We start from the raw sequence: 17,797 nt of genomic DNA on the forward strand, positions 1-17,797 counted from the left end.
TAGCGATAGTTTTTTCAACCTTTGGCAATAATTATTAAATAATTGAAGAACTTATATGCAGGAGGAAAGCCTGGGATGAATAAGAAAAATAAAATTATTGGGTCTGTAATTATTATAATCATTTTTTCAATTTTTACTATTGTTGGCGTAATAAAAGATGGTAAGGAGGAAGATTACGGGGATATATTTGTAGAGAGTAAGCCTGCTACAAGTAATTTGAACAGCACTGTCTCAGAAACTGCTGTGAAATACATAAAGGTTGAGATAAAAGGTGAAATAAAAAGACCCGGAGTTTACTCCATGAGCTTGGGCAGCAGATTGGAGGATTTGATTTATAAGGCCGGCGGTTTTACGGAAAAAGCAAACAAGGATAGAATACCAAGCCTTGCAAAAAAGCTTAAGGATGAAGAATGTATAGTCATTCCTAATATAGATGCTCCAAAGGAGAGTTTGATAGTTAACAACATCGCAGACAGTGATGAGGATATTATAAATATCAATACAGCTGATAAGGATGACCTTCAAAAAATACCGGGCGTAGGACCTGTGACAGCACAAAAAATCCTGGACTACAGAGAGAAACATGGATATTTTAACAGTGTAGAAGAAATGAAAAATATAGATGGTATCGGTGATAAAACCTTAGATAAGATGCGGGAAAAAATAACGGTGGACTAGTTGAGTTTGCCTATGGCTAGATTTATAATAGATAATTATGTAATTGCGAAACTAACTGAAAAAATCAATGAAGGATGGAAAGAAGTTTCAAAAAGGTTCCCTAAAGATTAACTGCTGACTTTTAAGATTTAATCATACCGTTTTTATGCGGTTTGTGGCGTTTCGCAAACGCCTATACTTATTATTATTATAAGGAGAGAATTTCATGGAAGGCAAGGGCAACAAACGCAAAGGTAATGCTTCTATAATATTTTGTATAATATCAATATTGACCTTTATAGGTATACTGATTATCGGGGCAGTTATAAAAAGGATAGATGTAACAATAATATTGCTGGTAATACCCCTAATACTGGCACTGATCTCTTTAGTTATCTCTATTGTAAATATAGCCAAAAAGGAGGAGCAAAAGACAAGGGACTTAGTACTTATTATTATCGATATAATTTTAATTGTATCAGTAACATTTCTTTTATTGATGTTGAGAGGATTGAGTGTATTTACATAAAATAGAACACCTCCATGTTTATTATTGCAAATATGTGTCAATAATGTAAACAGGAGGTGAGGACATGCGTTTTCAAAATACATGGAAAACACGAGGAATATGCTTTGCATTGAGTTATGTTGTCTATTATTTTATGAGAGACTATGTGAATCAGATACTGTTCAAACTTTTGTTTAATGATATTATCTGGAACTTAACTAATAATCTTGTTGTAGATGTAATAATATTCTTTATGGGACTGATGATTCCCATTAATTTGCTTCACGAATGGATACATGGAATAGGCTATAGATTATTTGGCGGTAAGGTCAAGTATGAATTCAAGGGCATATACATTAATGCCCGGGAAATATCCGGCATAAGTATTCACAGAAGTAAATTTCTGCTGGTCTTAATAGCGCCATTGACAGTAATTTCACTTCTATCAATGCTCATACCAGGTTGGGTTGGAGGCATGATACTACTACTGAATATTTTTAAGAGTACCGGTGACATACTAAAGATAGTCTATATATTAAAAGGAGACAGCAATACCTATATAGTTTGTAAAAAGAATGGCTTTGAAACTGTTGGTGAGGTATCAGCTGTGCAGCTTACCTTTGATAATTTGGATAATTAATATGTTGTCCTCCATAACTAAAAACTTAGTATAGGCATGCGAAAGCATGCCTTAATGTTTTTTTCATAGAACTTATACTGCAAAATATGGTTAAAGGAATTTAATAATTATTCGAATAAGTATGTATAATACTCATATAAGAGGTGAACTTATGGAGCAGTGGTATAGAAGTTCTTGGAACAAGGTAGTTAAAGAACTTGACAGCGATATATATAAAGGCTTGGATGAGCAAGAAGTTCAATTAAGAAGAAAAAATTATGGAAATAATAAAATAGATTTTGAAACTTATAATATTTATAAGGTAATAGGAAAACTATTATTGCAGCTTTGGTTTATAACAGCCCTTATAAATGCATGGATATTATATACGGAAGGGCAAAAGGCTACAGCAATCATGGTGTTTATAGTAACACTTACGGGGTTATCCATTCAAATAATAACAGAGATAGCAAAATACAAAAATCTCACAAAGGTCAAACTTAGAAATAAAGCTCAGGTAAGGGCTATAAGGGATGGAGTAAACTGCATAATCCAGGCCGAGGAGATAGTACCCGGTGACATTGTAATACTAAAGAAAGGCTCTATGGTTCCTGCGGATATAAGAATAATAGAGTGTGAAAAGCTCTTTGTGATGGAGGGCAGCATAACCGGTGAAACCAGTGCAGTTGAAAAGTATTCAACAAAGCTTGATGAAGAAATCAGCAATATAGCTAATATAAAAAATATGCTCTTTAGGTCATCTGTTATAACTCAAGGCTCTGCCTTGGGAATTGTGGTGGCAACAGGTATGAATACTGTTGATACCATTATAATTAAATCTTTGAGCAGTACCAGGAATGAAGAAAACCACGTCCTGAAGAAAATGAACAGGGCAATCAACATACATACACTGGTTGTTGCAGCCATAACCTTGCTCTGGGCTCTGAGCACAGTGATAACTGATAAGACAGATGTGAAGCTGGTGAAGGAAGTCTTTTTTTCCGGAACTTTTTTTAATTCAGTGATCTGTGGAGTGCTGATACTCAATCTTATCAGAATACATATACAAAATGAAGGGGTTCAATTATTGAAACCTTCTTCAGTATTCAAGCTTCCTAAGGTTGGGGTCTTGGCTATGGATAAATTTGGAATAATAAGTGAAAACACAATTTCTCTAAGGGAGATATATACAGATGGAAACAGTTATTTTCCTAGTCTTGCAGGCGAAGAATTGAGTATTAATGTGGAAAGGATGCTCCAAGGCTTAATATTATGTAACAGCTATAGCGAATTTGCCAAGGAGTCAGAAGAAAATTATAACTATATAATTGACAAAAAAATAAAACTTTTCATTGAAGAAAAACTAAGATACGAAATAGAAGCGGGTAAATATAAGAGATTATTTATAAATCCTTACGACCATGAGCGCAGGCTTATGACCTATGTATACAAAGTAGAAGGAAATTACAGAGCCTATACTAAGGGAATGCTGGACGCCGTTGCTGATAGCTGCAGATATATAATGAAAAATGGGATTGAAGTTGAATTTACGGATGAAGACATGGAGGATATCAAGCAAAAGGCTGTCATGCTGGAAAGTAAGGGGATGAATATACTGGCAGTGGCATATAGGAATTTTACTTACGAGCCTACGCCCACAGAAAATGTGGAAAGTAACATGGTCTTTACCGGTTTAATAGCTATAAATAATCCTCTAAAGGAAAAAGTTTTTGAATGCATCAGAGAGTTAAGAAAAAATAATATAAAACCAGTATTATTTACTGAAGATACAAAGCTATCCGCCTTCACCTGGGGAAAAAGTCTGGGAATCGTAGAGAATATAAATGAGGTGCTAAGCGGAGTAGAAATGGATAACATGTCGCAGGAAGAATATGAGAACTACTGTCATAAGATTGGTATATACTCTAAGCTCACACCGGGAAATAAGGCTAAGGTGATAAAAACCTACTCTGAAAAAGGTGTGAAAACGGCTTATATTTGTAAGGGGGCGGAAGATTTAGCTCCTACGGTAAATTCTGATATAAGGATTATAAAGGGCGAAAATATAAGAAACCTAAAAAATATATGTGATATTTCTATAAAAAATAGACTATTAGTGAATTTACTCTCAGTTATCGGAGAAGTTAAGACTTACATAGAGAAAATAAATAAGACCAATGAGTTCATATTGACCTATTTATTTTCACAATTTCTGCTCACTTTGTTTATAAGCTTTACAGGTACAGAAGCTGTATATAGCTATGAAAACATCATATGGTTGGCCTTCTTTAACTTACCCTTTATGATTTCGGTTATGTTGATTGATCGTACAAAGAAAGTTGAAGAAGAGGAAGAATTAGAAACTTATATTGCCGAGGAAATAAAACCTAATAGCTTAAAAGCCTATAAAATAGCTTTGATAATAGATGCATTAACCACAATTCTTCATTGGATATTAAAGGAAATAGTTTTGGTTGATGTTAATATTTACCTGATATTGAATTTAATAATGCTGGCCTTGCTAAGGCTCTATAGAATAAAGGATAGAAAGATACTTTCGCTGTCTAATTTAATGTATGGATTTATTGTTGTTTTTAATTTGGTATTAATTTTTATTTTGAATAAGTAAAACATCGTTTAAAGTACATTGCACTGGGTAGAATAATAATATGGAGGTGGATGCAATGTACAATGATATATACGAAGTAGTAAGCAATGACAGCAATACAGTAAATCTTATAATTCACGAAGACGATTATTTTCTAAGCTACGATGACTTGAATAAAGAAAATGTTAAGGACTTGGTAGAGAATTATTTTAGATTCAAAGGAAGAGATGGTATACCAGTGGTAGCGGATATAGATTATAATGCTGCAACCCGAAGAATTCAAATAACCGTTGATATGGATTATGATAGAGACTTCAAATTGGAGCCGGCCAGCACCCCGGATATACTTAACATAAACAGATATGATTGATAAAAGACCACTGCTTTATTATTTTATAGCGCTGTTATTTGGTTGCTTTTCTGCCTTATTTCTGTTAAATAATATTCTCTTAGGTGCAGTTTTGGCTGCATCTTTTTTTGTGTGTATCTTTTTTTCAGAAAACAGTAAGTTAGTTTTCGTTGTAGCAGCTTTTTTTATTCTAGGCTTTATAAATTATTATCTCTATTATAATTTAGCAGCTGGAGAAAACTGCTCGGTGCGGCTTATAAAGCATCAAAGTTTCAATTATCTGGCGAATTATAAAGGACGAAAGATTTTAATGAATGGCAAGCTGGATGGCTATAAAGAAGGAGAAATATTGTACATAACCGGTGAATTTACAAAAGCCCCCCAATATGACAAAGGCATAATAGGAGAGTTCCATGTTTCAGGTATAGTAGGTACACGGTCTGACATTTTGGCCAAGATATATGCTTTTAAGGAAAGGCTGTATAATAAGTACAAAGAGGAAATTGGTACTGCAGCTGCAGGGGAATTAATGGCGGCCTCTTTTGGAGATGACAGTAAAATAGAAAGCTCCTTCATGAGTGAAATGAGCGAATTGGGCATAATCCATGTAATAAGTGTTTCAGGCCTTCATATGGCAGTTATCTATAAATTGTGTGAAGGCACTTTGGGTTTTACTGGTGGCATGATACTTTCAGTATTATATTGTATTTTTACCGGAGGTGAGGCTTCCACTGTAAGATCTTTGATAATGATAATAATTTTTAAGCTTTCAAAAAAGGTGTATAAAAACTATGATCCCCTATCATCCCTAAGCTTGGCAGGTATCATCCTACTCTTTATGAATCCCTCATATGCTCTTGACCTGGGAGCTATCTTGTCCTTTTTATCTGTTTTAGGCATATTCTTATTTTATAGCAAGATACAAAGGCTGCTGTATAGGCTTCCTGATAAGTTAAATGCAGCTATAAGCTTAACCCTTAGTGCCCAAGTTTTTTCACTGCCGGTATGCATAATGATTTTTAATTCTGTGAGTACAGCTTCCCTGCAAGGCAACATATTCTTAGTGCCCCTTTATTCCTTGCTTTTGCTCCTAGGCAATATTTCAATGATCCTATCAAAAGTTGATTTTGCCTTTAAGTTTGTATGTAAGCTTATAAGCCTTGTTTATACTGCAATCCAAGGTGGAAAGGAAATCCTTTTATTTGCTTCTACAGGGCTTAGGTATATGTCTTATGTAGATGCTATTATACTTTTAATATTTTACGCCAGTTACATGTTGTATAGAAAGGTACTTAAAAAGTTCATGTGGCTTCCTCTGTTTTCAGTGGTATTTTACCTTGGCTGCAGCTTTACACCTGTAACTGAATTTCAATATGTCAAGATCGGAAGCAGCAGGGGAGTTGTCTACCGCAGCGGTTTTAAATCTGTACTCTTTCTAGACAAGTCAGCGGTAAAAGAAGAACCGTTAATGATCTGTAAAAAGTTAAGGGTACTGACCTTTGAGGATATAGGAAAGACCACCGAAGTAGTTTATAATCATCACAAGAAGAGGATAAATATCAAATTCAATAAGGACATGGTACTGATAGACTATGTAAATGGAGAAACCGGTATCAAAACCGCTTTTGTCAAGGACTATATACCTGTAGCAAAAGACTACATTTATGATATAATATTTTTGAATACTAAGGACAATTCCTATAGTTATTATGATGAACTTTCCGGCTTTAAAATAATTGGCGGTAAGGTGAAAACAAGGTAAAGGATGAGTTAAATGGATTTGGAAGTTTTAGAGCAACAGATACAGAGGGGGAACTTGAAGGGCTGTTATGTTATATACGGACCGGATGAAAATTTAATTAAAGAGTATGTAAACAGTATAATAGATGCGGCAGTAGATAAAAATTTTGCATATTTGAATTTAGTAAAGTTTGACGGAATGAAGGTGCAGTTTGATGAGGTGATGAATGCCTGCGAGACCATGCCCTTCATGAGTGATAAAAAAGTAGTAGTTATATATAGAACCGCTTTTCTCGGAGAAGTGGAAGATAGGGAAAATAAGAAAAAGTTTGAAGAAATTTATAAGTACATAAGCAATCTCCCTCCCTATTGTATCTTGGTTATGTATTATGTCTTTGGAGATGATAGGGAAAAGGCAAGTACCAATGTTAAAAAGCTTGAAAAAATATGCTCGGTAATTAAGGCGGATAAGCTTAAAGGGGATAAGCTTTATAAAAGAGTAGCTGCTATCTTTGAGCAAAGAGGTAAAAGCATAGATAAGGTTTTACTGAAGTTTTTCTGTGACAATGTGGAAAATAACATGGATATAATAAAAAATGAAGTTGATAAACTAATTTCGTATACAGAAGGCAGGGACATTACAAAGAAAGATATCATAGAACTTTTACCTGATGTTAACGATGACGACATCTTTGACTTAGTGGATTATCTTTCTCAAAAAAGACCGGAAAAGGCCATAGATATCCTGAATGAGCTTCTTTTCAGGGGAGAGGCTATAGGTGGAATCTTGTTTATGATAGTCCGTCAATTCAAGCTTCTGTATTCCATAAAGCTTGGCGTAGACGAAGGTAAGAATAAGGATGCTCTGGCTAAGGAGTTAAAACTACATCCTTATGTCTGTGAAAAGCTCATTGCTCAAAGCAGGAAATTCAGTCTCAATCAGATTAAACACTGTTTGAAGCTCTGCCTGGAGACAGAGAAGTCACTTAAAAGCAGCACAGGAGATAAGAAATTAGAAATGGAAATGCTAATAATAAATACAATAAGAGGATAATAAAAAACCGGTAAAATACCGGTTTATTTATTATGCGTTTAAAGCATTTAATTTTACAGCAAGTTTTGATTTCTTGTTAGCTGCCTTATTCTTATGGATTACTCCCTTGGAAGCAGCCATATCTAAAGCCTTGGAAGCTTCTATGTAAGCTGCCTTAGCGTCTTCAGCATTTTTTGCATCAACAGCAACTTCGAACTTCTTTATCTTTGTCTTTAATGCTGATTTGATCATCTTATTTCTTAGAGTCTTAGCCTCAGTTACTCTAATTCTTTTTTGAGCTGATTTAATATTTGCCATTTATCTTCACCCCCTTTGGTATAATAGGGTCTCAGCAGTTTTGGGGAAACTCTGCACGAGTCGTTATTCAACAAATGATATTATAGCATTAATTTTTTTCTACTTCAAGCATAATTTATCCATCTACGCTTTTTTTTATGAATTTAGTTTTCACATCAATAATAAACTGAAATTCCGCCACAAATAGAATAAAATGTCTCGTAAATCAAACAATAAATAATAATGAGCAATTAGTAATGAGTAATTAGTAATTAGTAATTAAGGTGCAAATTCAGCTGAGCTGAATTTCTATTAATTTATTAATTATAAAAAGGGGTGGTATAGTGAGAAACATACGTACAGACTTAGCGGTAGAAGCCAGAGAGATATATGCTAAGGAGAGCAATGGCAATCCTCAGGGGGTTGAGTACAAAGAATACAAAATAGGGGATGTAAATATTACTGATGTAACTATAACCAATGAAATTGGAGAAAGGAATATGGGAAAACCTAAGGGAACCTACATAACCTTGGATTTACCTGAATTTGCCCACTATGACGGTGAAATCAGGGATGAGGTAAGTAAAGCTATGGCTCAAGCCTTGGAGGGACTTATAAAGCTTGATGAAAGCATGACGGCTTTAGTAGTGGGACTTGGAAACTGGAATGTAACCCCGGATGCCTTGGGACCAAAGGTAGTATCAAAGCTTATGGTTACCAGACATTTAAAGCAGCTTGTACCTGACAGTATCGATGAAGGTGTAAGACCTGTGTGCGCAATTGCACCGGGAGTTTTGGGGATAACAGGAATAGAAACCTATGAAATAATTAAGGGTATTGTGGAAAAGGTTAAGCCAAATCTTATAATTTGTATCGATGCCCTAGCTTCCAGAAAGATGGAAAGGGTCAATAAGACCATCCAAATTGGAAATACAGGCATATCTCCTGGCTCAGGAGTTGGCAATAAGAGAATGGAAATCAGCGAAAGAACCTTGGGGATTCCAACAATTGCCATTGGTGTGCCAACAGTTGTAGAAGCTGCTACAATGGCCAACGATACCATCGATTTAGTTTTGGATGCTATGATAAAAGAAGCTACGGAGGGTAGTAAATTCTATGAGATGCTTAAAGCCATAGATAAAAATGAAAAGAGCAGAATGATTCGTGAAGTGTTGGATCCCTATGTTGGAAATCTTATGGTAACACCTAAGGAAGTAGATATGGTAATAGATTCCCTGGCAGTGATAATTGCCAACGGCATAAACATTGCCCTTCAGCCCGCTCTGGATCTGGATGATATAAACAAATTCCTTAACTAGAATTCATATTCTATAAATAGGTATATATAAACCTTCTCACTAATATATTATTTATATAAGGAAAGGGTGAGAAGGTTTATGCAATACGCAGGATTAAATAAATCCAATAACAATTTAAAAATGTTATTTGCTTGTTCAGTGTCATTACTCTTGTTGATTTCAATTACTGTCTATAGCTTTAAAATTATATTTTTTAATAATAACAGCAGTGGCGTATATAATAGTCTTCTATATGTTCAGGTTCTTAATAAGGCAATGCCCATTGTTGAGGTCACCACTTTTGAAGAGGAGAGTATGGCTGAGGCGGCAGTAACAATAAAAGGGGAGGTTTTAAAACTCTTAGGAATTAATATGTACAATCCTCTATCTATTATTGGAAAGGAAATCTCTTTTTTTAGTAACTTGACCTATGAATTTACTGGAACCGGTGAGGTAAAAAGTGATTATGTACTTGATACCAACATAACCCCATTTAATCTCACTGACAGCCAAATAACTGCAGACACCACACAAAGTGATAATACCGGTTTGACGGGGGATAGTTCTGGTAATGTGGTATCTGTACAAGATCCAACATTAAAACAGGAACTTAAGCCCGAAAAGCCACAAGTACTGATATATCATTCACATACAGAGGAGGCTTTTGGTATAAACGGAGCAAATAACAAAGATCCCCAAAAGAATGTTGTAGCGGTAGGTGAAGCTCTGAAAAATGAATTGGAAAATACCTATGGAATAAGTGTAATTCATGATACCACTGTACACTGTTATCCATATAATGGCTCCTATCAGAATTCAAGGAAAACCGTTGAAAATTACCTTAAGCAATATGGAGATTTTGATTTAATTATAGATATGCATAGAGATTCAGTATATAGTAAAGCCAATGTAACAACAAGGATTAATGGAGAAGATGTGTCAAAAATAATGTTTGTTCTCACAAAAAAGAATCCACATTACAGCAAAAATGCTGAAGTGACAGACAAGCTTATGAGCATATGTGATAATTTATTTCCAGGATTTACGAGAGCGGTTTGTTATTATAACTTCGGAACCCTATATTTTAACCAGGATTTAAGCAATAACGCTATTCTCATAGAGGTTGGAGCACATACCAATACCCATGAAGAAGCAATAAATTCCTCCAAGTATATGGGCCGTATGATAGCTGAGTACTTAAAAGATAAAAAATAAATGAATAAAAGTTATAAAAAAGAGCATCCTTATAGGTATGTAAAAACCTAGGGGGTGTTTTTTTTGTTTGGTAAAAAGTATACTATCGTAATATTATTATCCTTTGTTTGTATTTTTGCAGGTATAATAAAGGTTAATATTGAATATAACAGACTCAATGGAAAAGCCTATGATGAAGCAATTTATCAAAATATATATCCAGATGACAGAAGTAAATCAGATGCCTTCGGCGAGTTTGTTTTAAGCAGAAAAAATGGGATAAGAGTGAGAATGTACTTTACTAAGTCACCCTTTGACCTTAGATTTTCTATAGGAAACAAGGTCATATATGTAAACAGCAGTATATTTAAGGGCCAGCAGGAGAGCACTGCCAGCATCAGAAATTAGAAATTAATAAATTGAAATACGCTTGTTGTTGACAGAATCAGAGGGGCCTGTGATATAATTTAATTTGATTCTGGAGACAATAGATTAAGACTAGTTATTTTTTATTTAAATTCAGCAATTATCATGTTAGTATTTTGTATATTTTAGTTATGGGGGTGAAGATCTTCCTGTGCCCCATGGGTTTGGGAAGTATATTATGCAGAGCGAAAGGCAGAAACATATCAGAAACTTTTGTATTGTTGCACACATAGATCATGGAAAATCCACCTTAGCAGATAGATTATTGGAGATGACCGGTACTCTAACTCAGAGAGAAATGGAAGAGCAAATCCTTGATAATATGGAGCTGGAAAAAGAAAGAGGAATTACAATCAAAGCACAGGCTGTTAGATTGATACATAAGGCTAAAGACGGACAGGAATACATATTGAATTTAATAGATACTCCAGGGCACGTAGACTTTAATTATGAGGTTTCAAGGAGCTTAGCTGCTTGTGAAGGAGCCATACTGGTGGTTGACGCTACACAGGGAATACAGGCTCAAACACTGGCAAATTGTTATTTGGCCTTAGATCATAATCTTGAGATACTTCCGGTAATTAATAAAATTGACTTGTCTAGTGCCAGACCGGAAGAAGTTAAGCATGAAATTGAAGACATCATAGGATTGGATGCGCAGGATGCACCTATGGTATCTGCAAAGTCCGGACTTAACATAGAGCAGGTTTTAGAGGCTATAGTTGAAAAATTACCTGCTCCTGAGGGAGATGAGAACGGACAGCTCAGGGCCCTGATTTTTGACTCTTATTACGACAGCTACAAGGGTGTTGTCTGCTATATAAGAGTAAAACAAGGCAGCGTTAAGGTTGGCACAAAGATTAAGCTTATGGCTTCAGAAAAGCTCTATGAAGTTACTGAGGTTGGTGTGTTTACACCGAGCTTTATGCCAATAGAAGAGTTAAGAGCCGGAGATGTGGGTTACCTTACAGCTTCTATAAAAAATGTAAGAGACGCCAGAGTAGGAGATACAATTACCGATGCTGCCAATCCGGCCAGTGAACCTCTGCCGGGCTATAGACCTGCAGTACCGATGGTGTTCAGCGGAATATATCCGGTAGATGGAGCAGATTATGAGGAATTAAAGGAAGCTTTGGAAAAGCTGCAGCTTAACGATGCGGCCCTCCATTTTGAACCTGAAACCTCACTGGCTTTGGGCTTTGGATTCCGTTGTGGTTTCCTGGGACTTCTTCATATGGAAATTATCCAGGAGAGAATAGAACGAGAATACAACATAGACATAATAACTACTGCCCCTTCCGTTATATATAGGGTTACAAAGACCGATGGTGAAGTAATAGAAATAACAAATCCTACAAATTTACCTGCCCCTACAGAAATACAGTTTATGGAGGAGCCGGTGGTTAAGGTATCAATAATTACACCATCAGATTATGTAGGTGCTGTTATGGATCTCTGTCAGAACAGAAGAGGAACCTTTATTGACATGAATTATATTGAAGCTACCAGAGCGGTTTTAAATTACATCATGCCATTAAACGAAATAATTTATGATTTCTTTGACGCCCTGAAGTCAAGGACAAGAGGCTATGCGTCCTTGGATTATGAGTTTGAAGGCTATAAGCAAACAAGGCTTGTTAAGCTGGATATACTTCTCAACGGAGATATAGTGGATGCCTTATCGATGATAGTTCCTGAGGAACGTGCATATAATAAGGGAAGAAACATGACTGAAAAATTAAAGGAAATAATTCCGAGGCAGATGTTTGAAATTCCTATTCAAGCAGCCATAGGTTCAAAGATAATTGCAAGAGAAACCGTTAAGGCTTTAAGAAAAGACGTATTGGCAAAATGCTATGGCGGTGACATATCAAGAAAGAAAAAGCTGCTTGAAAAACAGAAAGAGGGTAAAAAGAGAATGCGCCAGGTTGGCTCTGTAGAAGTACCGCAGGAAGCCTTTATGACTGTGTTAAAGGTTGAATAGGAGGTTGTTTAATGGGCATAGCATTATATATACACATTCCTTTCTGTAAGAGTAAATGTATGTACTGTGATTTTTGCTCTTACAGCGGTTCTGAAAGTATGATGATGGAATATACCCGTGCTCTCTGTGACGAAATACTTTTAAAATGTATAAATAAGAGTATAAGTACAATATTTATAGGTGGGGGAACTCCCACCTATTTGTCTTTAGAGGCATGGGAATTATTGAAAAACACCATAGAAAGGCTGAGATTGGAACCGGGTGCAGAGTTCACCGTAGAATGTAATCCCGGTACTATTGATGTTGATAAATTAAAAGTCCTTAAGAGCATGGGTGTCAATAGGATAAGTATTGGGCTTCAAGCTTGGCAAAATAATCTATTAAAAAAAATTGGCAGAATCCATACCGTTGAAGATTTTGTAAAAAGTTACAACCTAATTAGAGAAATGGACTTTGACAATGTGAATGTAGACATAATGTTTGGACTGCCAACACAGAAACAACAGGATTTAGAGGATACCATAGAGGCTGTTACCTGTCTTCAACCTGAGCACATCTCCTGTTATAGCTTAATTGTAGAGGAGGATACTCCCTTTGGTGAACTTTATAAGAAGGGAAAACTTCAACTTCCGGAAGAAGATGAGGAAAGAGCAATGTATGAGAAGGCCGTAGAACTCTTAGAGAAAAAAGGGTATGCCCAATACGAAATATCTAATTTTGCAAAGGGAGGTTATGAATGCAGACACAATATAGTGTATTGGACACTGGGAGATTATATCGGGTGTGGAGCAGGAGCTCACGGCTATGTAAGGGACATAAGGTATAGAAACGAAGAGAATATCAAAAAATATATAAAAGCGGTTTCTGTGAGCATGCTATCTGCAATAGAGAGTAATAAAAATTCTCTTGTGGATGAAATGGAAGAATATATGTTTATGGGATTAAGAATGTTATCCGGTGTTGAGGAAGCAGAATTCCGCAGACGTTTTGGAGTTGATATAGGTTCAGTATATGGAGAAGTAATAGAAAAATATATAAAACTAAAGCTGCTGGAAAGAAAAAATGGCTTTATAGTCTTGAACCACAGTGGCATTCAGCTATCAAATACGGTAATGAGTGACTTTATACTGGATAAGCAGTGAGAAATATACAAGTCATAATAATACGGCGTAAAATTGAGATTTAAGTAGAAATCATTTTATAAAATATGTTAATTATGAATAATGACATTATATTAATTTATAAGTATGGTTGACAAAGGAAATTGATAATGTTATTTTTAAATCGTAGTCATTAGCACTCATTGACGGTGAGTGCTAACAAAGAGGTGAGTGTATGGAATTTGATGATAGAAAACTAAAAATACTTCATGCCATTATCAATGACTATATAAGCACTGGCGAACCTGTTGGTTCAAGAACTATAGCACGGAAGTACGATCTTGGAGTTAGTTCTGCCACTATAAGAAATGAGATGGCAGATTTAGAGGAAATGGGCTACATTGAGCAGCTCCATACTTCCTCGGGACGAAAACCATCGGACAAAGGTTATAGGTTGTATGTTGATAAGTTGATGAAAGCTCACCAGATAACTGCTGAAGAGGAACTCTTCATCAGAAGCATGCTTCTAAATGCTGCTTTGTTTGAAGTAGATAAAATAATGAGACAGGTTAGTGTGGTATTGTCTAAACTAACTCACCTGACTTGTGTAGTAAAGACTCCTTCTGTTAAGAAGAGCTGCTTAAAGACAATTCAATTAATCAATATTGATGTTGGAAGCATACTGATGGTAATTGTTACTGACAGCGGAATTATCAAAAACAATATAATAAGGATCAACAGACCTATAGATTCAGATATGCTTCTTAAACTTAATAATATGCTAAATGCAAGATTAAAGAATTTAACCATGGAAGGAATTAATCTGGAGGTCATTAACAACATTAAGAAAGACCTTCATGGCTATGATGACATCTTTAATGAAATGATTCCGGCTTTATATGATTGCTTGAATGAAGTGGAAAATTCTGATGTCATTACTGAGGGAGAGACCAACATTCTTCGTTATGCAGAATACAGTGATATAGATAAGGCTAAAGAATTTATTACTTTTGTAGATAACAAGGAAAGTGTTAAGAAAATTCTTCCTGCCACTAAGAATACCACCGTTAGCATAGGCGAAGAAAATTATATCCCTGAGGCAAAGGACTACAGCGTAGTTGCCCGGGCTTATTGTGTTGGTGATAAACCCTTGGGGACTATTGGAATAATAGGACCTACAAGAATGGATTATTCAAAGGTAATCTCCCTTTTAAATAAGGTCACCGAACTTTTGAATAAGAATTTAACTAGCTTTGATGATTGGTAAAGTTCGCCTTTGTGTGGAGTGATTAGAATGGAGGTATGTGGTATGGCAAAGAAGAAAAACATAGACAATGAAGAAATTTGCAACTGCTGCGAGAATGAAGAGAAGGTTAACACTGAAGAGGATGTTAATACAGAAGAAAACCTTGCAGAGGCTGAGGTAAAAGAAGATCAGGAGTTTGAAGGAATAGAAGGCGAAGATGAGGCCCAGGAAGAGGCTCAAAAGGAAAAATGCTGTGAAGATCTAAAGGCAGAAAACCTTAAACTTAAGGATGAAATTACTAAACTGAATAATGAACTGGAAGCTTTGAAAGACCGCTTAATGAGAACTTCTGCAGAGTATGATAACTATAGAAAAAGAACAGCTAAAGAAAAAGAAGGAATTTACACTGACGCATGCATAGATGTCTTAAAGACAATATTACCTATTTTTGATAATCTTGAAAGGGCTGCAAAGGCAGAAGGCAGTATTGATGATTTAAAGAAAGGTATCGAGATGACCCTAAGGCAGATCAATGATTCTCTTAGCAGACTTAACGTTGAAGAAATATCTACAGACGGAGAATTTGATCCTAACCTACATAATGCAGTAATGCATGTGGAGGATGAAAGTCTGGGCAAAAATGTGGTGGCTGAGGTATTTCAAAAGGGATATAAAAGAGGCGACAGGGTAATAAGATACAGCATGGTTAAGGTAGCTAATTAGAAATTATATATCAGATTATCGATGATAGATATTTTTAAATTTGAATTTTAAGGAGGAAAACGTAAATGGGAAAAGTAATAGGAATTGACCTTGGAACCACTAACTCTTGTGTAGCTGTAATGGAAGGAGGAGAGCCGGTAGTAATAGCTAATGCAGAAGGTTCAAGAACTACACCTTCAGTAGTATCCTTCCAAGCTAATGGAGAAAGACTGGTTGGACAGGTAGCAAAAAGACAAGCAATAACTAATCCTGATAAAACTATAATATCCATAAAGAGACATATGGGAACTAACTATAAAGTAAATATTGATGGAAAAGAATATACTCCTCAAGAAGTTTCTGCTATGATCCTTCAGAAGATCAAGGCTGATGCAGAGGCTTACTTAGGTGAACCTGTAACTCAGGCTGTTATCACTGTACCTGCATATTTCAATGACAGCCAAAGACAAGCAACTAAGGATGCAGGAAAGATAGCAGGCTTAGAAGTGTTGAGAATAATAAACGAGCCAACTGCTGCTTCACTTGCATATGGTCTTGATAAGACTGAAACAAATCAGAAGATTTTTGTATATGACCTTGGTGGCGGTACCTTCGACGTATCTATTCTTGAATTAGGTGACGGAGTATTCGAGGTTAAGGCTACAAACGGTAATACAAAGCTTGGTGGAGACGACTTCGACCAGAGAATTATGGACTACATCGCAGACACTTTCATGGCTGATCATGGCATAGATTTAAGAAAAGATAAGATGGCTCTTCAGAGACTGAAGGAAGCAGCAGAGAAGGCAAAGATAGAGTTATCTTCTTCAATGCAGACTAACATAAACCTTCCATTCATAACTGCAGATGCTACTGGTCCAAAGCACATTGATATGAACCTAACAAGAGCTAAGTTCAATGAAATCACTCATGACTTAGTAGAAGCAACTATAGAACCAATGAGAAAGGCTTTAGATGATGCTAAGCTAAGCTTAAGCGATATAGATAAGGTTATATTAGTTGGTGGATCTACAAGAATTCCTGCAGTACAAGAAGCTGTTAAGAAGTTCACCGGAAAAGAACCTTCAAAGGGTGTAAACCCAGATGAATGTGTTGCTGTTGGAGCAGCTATTCAGGCCGGAGTATTAACTGGAGATGTTAAAGACATACTTCTCTTAGACGTTACTCCATTGACACTTGGTATAGAAACTATGGGAGGAATTGCAACTCCATTAATTCCAAGAAACACTACTATTCCAACAAGAAAGAGCCAGATATTCTCAACTGCTGCTGATGGCCAGACTTCCGTTGAAATTCACGTAGTTCAAGGTGAAAGACAGATGGCAGCAGACAACAAGACTCTTGGCAGATTCACACTATCAGGTATAGCTCCTGCTCCAAGAGGAATTCCACAGATTGAAGTTACCTTTGACATAGATGCCAACGGTATTGTAAATGTTACTGCCAAGGATAAGGGAACAGGTAAGGAAGCTAATATTACAATTACAGCTTCAACTAATTTGAGTGATGAAGAAATCGATAAGGCTGTCAAAGAAGCAGAAAGATATGCTGAAGAAGACAGAAAGAGAAAGGAAGTTATTGAAGCTAAGAACAATGCTGACCAGATAGCTTACCAGACAGAAAAGACCTTAAAGGAACTAGGTGACAAGGTATCCGCTGAAGATAAGGCTAAGATTGAAAGTAAGCTTGATGCATTAAAGGCAGTTAAAGACGGCAATGATGTTGAAGCAATCAAGAAAGCGACAGAAGAGCTTACTCAAGAATTCTACGCAATATCTTCCAAACTATATGCTAATGCAAATCCACAAGGACAAGGTTTTGATCCAAACAATATGGGGGCAAACAATGCTGGTGGAAATGCCGGTGGTCAGGATGACAATGTAGTAGATGCTGACTTTAAAGTAGATGACAAATAATTTGAAATATGTAATAAGGGGAAGGGAGAAATTACCCTTTCCCTATTTTAGATTTAAGTATATAATATAAAGGTTGAGATTGTTGTAGGTGGTGAAAAA

The 17,797-nt window shown here is 35.9% G+C and carries 16 protein-coding genes; 15 read left to right on the forward strand and 1 reads right to left on the reverse strand.

Going from position 1 to position 17,797, the window contains the following annotated elements:
* Positions 1–75: 75 nt before the first annotated feature.
* The 7 genes from FHY60_RS05655 (at position 76) to holA (ending at position 7,535) form a co-directional block, all read left to right on the forward strand.
* Entirely contained in the window at positions 76–678 is a 603-nt protein-coding gene (locus tag FHY60_RS05655; RefSeq protein WP_139904045.1) for a helix-hairpin-helix domain-containing protein, read from the forward strand.
* 205 nt (positions 679–883) lie between these two features.
* Complete coding sequence (locus FHY60_RS05660) at positions 884–1,186, forward strand: hypothetical protein (RefSeq protein WP_139904046.1); 303 nt, start codon at positions 884–886, stop codon at positions 1,184–1,186.
* Positions 1,187–1,250: 64 nt separating this feature from the next.
* Complete coding sequence (locus FHY60_RS05665; RefSeq protein WP_139904047.1) at positions 1,251–1,805, forward strand: DUF3267 domain-containing protein; 555 nt, start codon at positions 1,251–1,253, stop codon at positions 1,803–1,805.
* A gap of 151 nt (positions 1,806–1,956) precedes the next feature.
* The gene (locus tag FHY60_RS05670; protein ID WP_163216052.1) at positions 1,957–4,413 is read left to right on the forward strand and encodes a P-type ATPase actuator domain-containing protein; all 2,457 of its coding nucleotides are present in this window, start codon (positions 1,957–1,959) and stop codon (positions 4,411–4,413) included.
* A 55-nt stretch (positions 4,414–4,468) separates the two neighbouring features.
* Positions 4,469–4,762 (forward strand): hypothetical protein, encoded by a 294-nt coding sequence (locus FHY60_RS05675; protein WP_139904049.1) that lies wholly within the window; start codon positions 4,469–4,471, stop codon positions 4,760–4,762.
* A 109-nt stretch (positions 4,763–4,871) separates the two neighbouring features.
* Positions 4,872–6,503, forward strand: coding sequence for a ComEC/Rec2 family competence protein (locus tag FHY60_RS05680; RefSeq protein WP_180375479.1), 1,632 nt, complete (start codon positions 4,872–4,874; stop codon positions 6,501–6,503).
* Between the two features lie 12 nt (positions 6,504–6,515).
* Entirely contained in the window at positions 6,516–7,535 is a 1,020-nt protein-coding gene (gene holA / locus FHY60_RS05685) for a DNA polymerase III subunit delta (protein WP_139904051.1), read from the forward strand.
* 30 nt (positions 7,536–7,565) lie between these two features.
* Here holA and rpsT read toward each other — a convergent pair whose 3' ends face one another.
* Complete coding sequence (gene rpsT, locus FHY60_RS05690; RefSeq protein WP_139904052.1) at positions 7,566–7,832, reverse strand: 30S ribosomal protein S20; 267 nt, start codon at positions 7,830–7,832, stop codon at positions 7,566–7,568.
* A 323-nt stretch (positions 7,833–8,155) separates the two neighbouring features.
* Between rpsT and gpr the strand changes: the two genes are divergently transcribed.
* From gpr to dnaK, 8 genes are all read left to right on the forward strand, one after another.
* The gene (gene gpr / locus FHY60_RS05695) at positions 8,156–9,130 is read left to right on the forward strand and encodes a GPR endopeptidase (protein WP_139904053.1); all 975 of its coding nucleotides are present in this window, start codon (positions 8,156–8,158) and stop codon (positions 9,128–9,130) included.
* 78 nt (positions 9,131–9,208) lie between these two features.
* Entirely contained in the window at positions 9,209–10,324 is a 1,116-nt protein-coding gene (locus FHY60_RS05700) for a stage II sporulation protein P (RefSeq protein ID WP_139904054.1), read from the forward strand.
* Positions 10,325–10,387: 63 nt separating this feature from the next.
* Positions 10,388–10,711, forward strand: a complete 324-nt coding sequence (locus FHY60_RS05705) for a hypothetical protein (protein ID WP_139904055.1) — start codon at positions 10,388–10,390, stop codon at positions 10,709–10,711.
* Between the two features lie 196 nt (positions 10,712–10,907).
* The gene (lepA, locus tag FHY60_RS05710; RefSeq protein ID WP_139904056.1) at positions 10,908–12,713 is read left to right on the forward strand and encodes a translation elongation factor 4; all 1,806 of its coding nucleotides are present in this window, start codon (positions 10,908–10,910) and stop codon (positions 12,711–12,713) included.
* Positions 12,714–12,724: 11 nt separating this feature from the next.
* A complete protein-coding gene (gene hemW / locus FHY60_RS05715) occupies positions 12,725–13,855 on the forward strand; it encodes a radical SAM family heme chaperone HemW (protein ID WP_139904057.1) in 1,131 nt (376 codons plus the stop codon).
* A 193-nt stretch (positions 13,856–14,048) separates the two neighbouring features.
* A complete protein-coding gene (hrcA, locus tag FHY60_RS05720; protein WP_139904058.1) occupies positions 14,049–15,080 on the forward strand; it encodes a heat-inducible transcriptional repressor HrcA in 1,032 nt (343 codons plus the stop codon).
* Positions 15,081–15,122: 42 nt separating this feature from the next.
* Positions 15,123–15,782, forward strand: a complete 660-nt coding sequence (grpE, locus tag FHY60_RS05725; protein WP_139904059.1) for a nucleotide exchange factor GrpE — start codon at positions 15,123–15,125, stop codon at positions 15,780–15,782.
* 65 nt (positions 15,783–15,847) lie between these two features.
* Positions 15,848–17,698 carry a molecular chaperone DnaK gene (gene dnaK / locus FHY60_RS05730; RefSeq protein WP_139904060.1) on the forward strand — a complete coding sequence of 617 codons (1,851 nt, stop codon included), beginning with the start codon at positions 15,848–15,850 and terminating at the stop codon, positions 17,696–17,698.
* Positions 17,699–17,797: the final 99 nt, after the last annotated feature.

Origin of the sequence: Clostridium thermarum, from assembly GCF_006351925.1 — a bacterium.
In the GTDB taxonomy this organism is placed as follows: domain Bacteria; phylum Bacillota; class Clostridia; order Clostridiales; family Clostridiaceae; genus Clostridium_AU; species Clostridium_AU thermarum.